Raw genomic sequence first — 5,991 nt, 5'->3', positions numbered from 1 at the left:
TCTTAGAGGGCGTTTGGAAACTCTCATCAAGATTAATAACTAATTTTGACCTTGCTTGCCTACCGGATCGGGTCGGCATCGGAGACGGCTCCCTCGGTCCGCGCATCCAGGTTCCGGCGCTGCCGCGAGGGCGGTCGCTGCGCGAGCCGCCGCGACATCAGCATGATCATAACAATGTAGACCATGGTCTCGTGCTGGACCGGCAACCTTTCGTAGTCACGAACACACCGCCGATACCGGATGATCCAACCGAAAGTGCGCTCCACGACCCACCGGCGCGGCAACACCACGAACCCGCTGACATCGTCGCCGCACTTGACGACGGTGACGGTCAGTTTCAGCACCTGCCTGGCCCACCTGACTAACCGGCCGGCATACCCGCCATCGGCCCAGACTACGCTGACCAGGGGAAAAGCGCTCCCGCAGTCGGGCCAGCAGCGGGGGCGCGCCGTCACGGTCCTGCACGCTGGCCGCTGTGATCACTACGGTCAGCAGGAGCCCGAGCGTATCCACCGCTATATGCCGTTTTCTCCCATTAATCTTTTTTCCAGCGTCATACCCGCGGCTACCATTAGTCACAGTATCGGCGCCCTTAAGCGACTGTGAATCGATAATCGCTGCCGTCGGGAACGGCGAGCGGCCGGCAGCCACCCGCACCCGGTCACGCAGCGCGTCGTGGATAGCCTGCCAACTACCGGCCGTCCGCCACCGTACGAACAGTCCGTACACCGTTCGCCACGGCGGGAACTCCACGGGGAGCTGTCGCCAAGCCAAGCCACCCCGCACCAGATAGAAGATCGCGTCCAGGACACGCCGTCGAGCGTGCTTCTCGGGCCGGCCACCCTTCCCCGCCCGGTTACCCGGCGCGGGCAGGAGCGGTTCGAGCACCCTCCACTGCGCATCCGTGATCGTCGAGGACGGGTAGAAACCGTCGTGTGGTGCTACGACCACCGGCCGACGGGATTCGGGGTGGGCGGGGCAGGACACACACGTGCACGCAGACGATACTGGCGCTCGGGCTCCTGGTAGGGCGGTTGGATTCGACACCCGCGCTTTACCAGGAGTCCGCTGCCGTGTGGGGGTGCCACGCCGTGTCTATCCGTATGGGTACGTGAGCGTGTTTGCACAACTACAACATCATCTATGGGGTGGCAGTTTAGAAACACGCTCTAAGAATTTTCCGAAGGCCTGTACTTCGTCACCCGTTGGGAACGGTATGCGGCGGTCCTTCCGTCGTCGAACACACTTGGAGCGAATCGGCAGCCGCCTATCAGCTTGCGGAGGACGGGTCGTCGCCGGCATATGCTGCCCGTAGCTCGGCGAGCGTGAACTCGCCTTGCGCCGTGTCGGCCACCCAGTACACCCAGCCGTTGAGACCAAGGCCGGTTGCCGCCTTCGCAGCTCCGGACGGGGAGTCGTAGCGCTCGTCGTCGACCACGATGTTCCCGTCGGCGTCGACTGTTGCGACGACGTCGTCGCCCCGCGACGGTGTGAGCGTCGTGCCCGCAGCGAGCAATCCGGCGGCCAACAGATCGGCGATCTTGATGCCGTGGAACGCGCTCGTGCGGCGCTCCGCGTCGCCTGGGAGGGGGCTCGGCGGGTAGTCGGCCCGATAACTGGTCGTGCTCAGCAGGTCGAACGCGTTCCCGATCACTTTCGCCATGAGAACCCTGCGTTGTGCGAGGAACTCGTCGTAGCTGAGCTTGGTCCACGCGGTCGGCAGTGCATGCCATTCGACCTGCCGGTCGAGGATGTCGGGGGCGATGCCTTTCGCGGCAAGCTGTCCGGACCAGTAGTCGTCGGGCGCCTTGTCCAGGATAGCGATGTTGTCATTCCAGTCGACCATGGCCATGTTGGCCGCCTGGTTGATCCGGGAGGCGTCGGTGACGCCGAGGACCTTCTTCAGGTAGTTCTGTGGGAACAGGTGATGACGTTCGATGCCCTTCTTGCGAAGCACTGCCGGATCCATCCGGGACCGGATCTTGCCGGTGGACAGCAGTACGTCGGCATCGAGGATGTTGAGCGCCGCGAAGTAGGCCAGCAGTACTGGGGACTTCGCCCCCGACGTGGCCAGCTCGTTCGGCAGGGTGATCGTGAAGTAGTCCTGCGTGAAGGTATCGTCGATGATCTTCGATAGGGTGCCCGCAAAAGCGTTCGAGTCGCCAACTGAGAGATCGCGCAGTCGGCTGAGGTCTCGCTCGACCTGGGTTTCCACCGAACCCGAATACCGACCGGTCGTGTGAGCCATGAAGAACCAGCGCGCGATCACCTCGCGGAGACGGTCGATGGGGACACCGAAGTCGATGCGTCCGATCAGCCACAGCGCGTACGAGAAGATGAGCGCGTTCTGACTGGAGATCATCTTGGTGCTGCGGAAGCCGGCACGCTCGATGCAGTCCAGGAACTCGTGCCAGTTGGTCAGGTCGAGAACGTGCTCCTGGGCCGCCTGGAGCTGGGCGAACTGCGAGTCCCGCCGCACAGGGGATTCCTTGCCGGTCTCCGCCTCGCGGCCGCGCAGGACGGTATAGACCTGCTTGAGTGTGGCCCGGCGCAGGGCCACCGCAATGACGACGCGTAGCAGCTGGTCAGGCTTCGGCTCGATGAACCAGTTGAACGGCGATGCCCCGGTCCGCGACGGAAGCAGGCAACTGCGACAGAACTCCTCCAGGTCCCGGCGGCCCTTGTCCCAGAACACCGACATCAGAGTGAGAATGAAGTCGGCCTGGTTGAGCGTCACGCCTTCGCTGTTGATGCGCACGAAGATCTCGGCGACCTCGTCACCGTCCAGGTCGGCGGACAACTCCACCACCTGGAAGTTGTAGTTCGTCAGATTGATCAACCGACCAATCGCCTCGTCCAACCGGTCGCGCTCGGCATCGTCGAGTTCACGCTTGCGTTCCAGCTTGCCCAGGAACTCCCGGACCACCTGTCGGTTGCTGACCTCAGGGCTCCACAGAACACTCACGTCGGCGAGGTACTCCGGGTCCTTCTCGATCGCCGCATCCGTCACCGCAAACGTCTCGTCGCTCGGCCGGAACGCGATCCGGATGCGTGTCGTCGTGAAATCGTCCTTGAGCACCTGCTGCCCGGTCATTACGGCGAACAACGACGTCAGCCGTTGCTGGCCGTCGACGATCAGCAGGCGAGGAGCACTGGTCCGACCCGACTCGCCGATCTGCCGGGCTCCGGCTTCGGTCCCTGTCTCCCAGAACAGAAGATTCCCGACAGGGAAACCGCGGTACATCGAGTCCAGCAGATTCCGTACCTTGGTGTGCTGCCAGACGAACGGCCGTTGGATGTCCGGCAGGGCGAGGGTGCCGCGTTTGACGTGCTGGACCAGCTCGTTCACTGGGTACGCGGTGTCCTTGTAACGCATCACAGCCATCGGTTCCCCCACCCATTCTGCAAAACGCTTCCCTCCGGGTCTTCGAGGCTATCGCTCAGCCGGGCACCTCCACACGACGGCGGTATCAAGTGGTGGAGGCGATACTCGACGCCCGCCTCGTGCTGGGCCCTAAGTGGTCGCCGCCGGAAGTTCGTCCAGGGTCTGCCGGCGCCAGAGGGCGCCTCGCCTCGTTGTCGTCGGCCCAGGTAGAACACCGCTACCTGGGCCTTCTCCGCCTCACGATACATCCGTCTGTCATCCGGCACCCCCCGAACAACTTCCGGCGGCGACCACTAAGCAGGGGGTTCGAATCGGGCTGGTGGGGCAGGCGAGGAGCCTGCCCGATCGCGATCAGCTTACCAACCCCCTGCTCCCAGCACGAGGCGGGCGTCGCTACGACCGGTTGACCTCGCCCATCGACCGGATAGGTTATTCTGACGTCCACGTCAAGGGAGCGCCGTACCGGCTACCCTACGGAGTTCTCGACGCTCGCGCCAGAAAAGGTACAGAAAAACTCCGCCAGCAAAGAAAATAAGCCCAAGGACCGACAGGTACATCGGGTAGTAGCGTCGCCAGTCGAAAATGGATCTCCCAGCATCCACTTCCCGGTATGAACCACCGAAGAACCCCAGAATGATCGCGATCGGCACGGCGACGACGGACAGGAAGCCGACCGCCACTCCGTACCGGAGCCGTCGAAGATCCTGCTTTCGGGCGTCGAGCAAGCCCTGTGATGCTTGTTCGGCACTCAGGACCGACGCCAGACGGGCCAGCATCGCCGATACCGTGGACACATTATCGGTAAGCCCCGCGCACTCGATGAGCTGACGATGGAAGTTCTCCACACGCAGCGCCGGAATCAGAATACCGATCTCGCACGCCGTCTCCACCCCGAAGGTGAGCTGCAATTCCTGTTCCGCCATCGTCTCATTGATCCTGGCGAGTTCCGCGCGGCGTTCCGCCATACTCAGAGCGCCACGGTCACGGGAAAGGTCACGGACCCGCAAGAGCGCATCATAGGCAGCCAGGCGAATCTGACGGACCTTGCCGGTCGCGGCGACAATCTGTACCGCGGACAGAAGGGCACAGTTCTCAATATAGTCCTGCTGGGCGAATAGCAGACGTAAGCACCTACGGCCGCGCCGCTGGCGGGTCTCCGGTTCAACCCGGCGGGAAACCGGATGGACGAATACTCAGGATTCCAGTCGAGGTCCGCCCGGTAGACGATCCGTTGGATCGGATCCTCGGGCAGCGTCGCGGACGTGAACACCATCTGGTGCCGCTGCGGGCCAAGCGCCGTCAGGCCAGCGCTCTCCACGGTCTGGACGTCAGCCTCTTCGAGCGTCTCGGCTACGTAGCGTTCCAGCGAAAAAGATCCGACAGCAACATGATCATAATAGCAGTCCTCGAGGAACGGGATGAACACCGTCGGCGCGCACTCGACATCAACGGAAAACACGACCACGACCGGCCCCGCCTGTGCATCAAATAACCACAGTCGCGCCCTACACACGGTAGCGGTTGTCGATTCACCCCTACGGAACGTCAGGGAATCCGCGTCGATATCCCGACAGGCCAGGACCCGCGGAAGCTGCCGGGCCGCGGCAACATAGAAGGGTTCCAGCCGCCCGAGCCGGAGAAGCTCAGAGAGCGGCTGGCCTTCCGCCCGTAAAAGGTCGACGGTCTCAGCGGTCGTGGCAATGACAGTCGAAAGCCGGTGCACGGACCGTGCCACCGTAGGATCGAACGGCGGAACCGGCCAGGTCAATACGCTCGCCAAGCGGTCGCACGCGAGCCAGGATCATTGATGGAATCGATCCGACGGTGAATCTCCGCATCGAGGCTCGCGCTCGTCCCGTACTGCTGGAGCAGCCACGTCACCATTCCCAACTCCCGCAGCGCGATAAAAGTCCCGGCATGCGGCGACGCGCGGAGATCATACCCATATGCGGCGGAGAAGCTTGCGTAGTCCTCGTCCGACATCCCGAAACGCCGATAGGTCACCAGGTTCGGCACGAGATCCCACTCAAGCGGACCGGCAGATATCTGATCGAAATCTATGAGGAGCAGCCTGCGGCCGGGAAGGCACATGACATTTCCGTAGTGCATGTCACCGTGGATGACGCCGGTTCCCAGCGTGGACACCACGTCAGGAACATGCGATTCCAGCGACGCGAGAAGCGCCTCAAGGGGGTCGATCAGGCTCTGTTCGATACCGTCCCGGCGCGCGCCGTCCAATCGAGGGCGAAGCAGCGCGAAGGGCTCCCACGGCCCGACACGATCCCCATCCGGTGCGGCACAATCGTGAAAGTGGCGGAGCAGCCCGCCCAGTTCCCGCGGTGTCACCCGGCAGCCTGCGTCGATCTCGTAATACACCCACAAGATCACGACATCCGTCGACGTGACAACCGGCTGACCGACACCCGAGACGGCGGCAGGCTCGGCTACCTCCATCCCGCGGGCCGCGAGACGCACCACGAACTCCACCGTCCGCGCGACCTGCTCGACCCGGCTCTCCGGGCGTGCCACCCGCAGCACGAGACCCCGGTCCCGGTAGGCGTAGAGCGCGTTCTCCCCGAACCGGAGAAGGTCCAGCTCCGGTGGAG

General features: G+C 63.4%; 5 protein-coding genes. All 5 read right to left on the bottom strand.

Annotation, left to right across the window (positions count from 1 at the left end; all coding sequences use genetic code 11):
* Nucleotides 1-59: 59 nt before the first annotated feature.
* Nucleotides 60-951 (bottom strand): IS5 family transposase gene (locus MJ785_RS19760; protein WP_370651755.1). Its coding sequence is split into 2 segments (ribosomal slippage): nt 60-407 and nt 409-951, totalling 891 coding nucleotides; the frame shifts between segments, so codons are not numbered across the junction.
* 319 nt (nt 952-1,270) lie between these two features.
* The gene (locus tag MJ785_RS19755) at nt 1,271-3,385 is read right to left on the bottom strand and encodes a DUF262 domain-containing protein (RefSeq protein WP_239313108.1); all 2,115 of its coding nucleotides are present in this window, start codon (nt 3,383-3,385) and stop codon (nt 1,271-1,273) included.
* Between the two features lie 446 nt (nt 3,386-3,831).
* Complete coding sequence (locus MJ785_RS19750; RefSeq protein WP_239374332.1) at nt 3,832-4,350, bottom strand: hypothetical protein; 519 nt, start codon at nt 4,348-4,350, stop codon at nt 3,832-3,834.
* A gap of 2 nt (nt 4,351-4,352) precedes the next feature.
* The gene (locus tag MJ785_RS19745) at nt 4,353-4,850 is read right to left on the bottom strand and encodes a hypothetical protein (protein ID WP_239374329.1); all 498 of its coding nucleotides are present in this window, start codon (nt 4,848-4,850) and stop codon (nt 4,353-4,355) included.
* A 299-nt stretch (nt 4,851-5,149) separates the two neighbouring features.
* Nucleotides 5,150-5,991, bottom strand: an 842-nt coding sequence (locus tag MJ785_RS19740) for a phosphotransferase enzyme family protein (protein WP_239313098.1), incomplete at its 5' end; no start/stop codon positions are given.

The sequence above is a fragment of the Protofrankia sp. CiT1 genome (assembly GCF_917627335.1).
Lineage (GTDB): Bacteria > Actinomycetota > Actinomycetes > Frankiales > Frankiaceae > Protofrankia.
Note: the sequence above shows the minus strand (reverse complement) of the source record. Positions and strands in the feature narration are given on the sequence as shown.

What these genes read in the sequence shown, in the direction of transcription:
- MJ785_RS19755 (WP_239313108.1), bottom strand. Translation starts at nt 3,385, where the DNA reads ATGGCTGTGATGCGTTACAAGGACACCGCGTACCCAGTGAACGAGCTG.
- MJ785_RS19750 (WP_239374332.1), bottom strand. Translation starts at nt 4,350, where the DNA reads ATGGCGGAACGCCGCGCGGAACTCGCCAGGATCAATGAGACGATGGCG.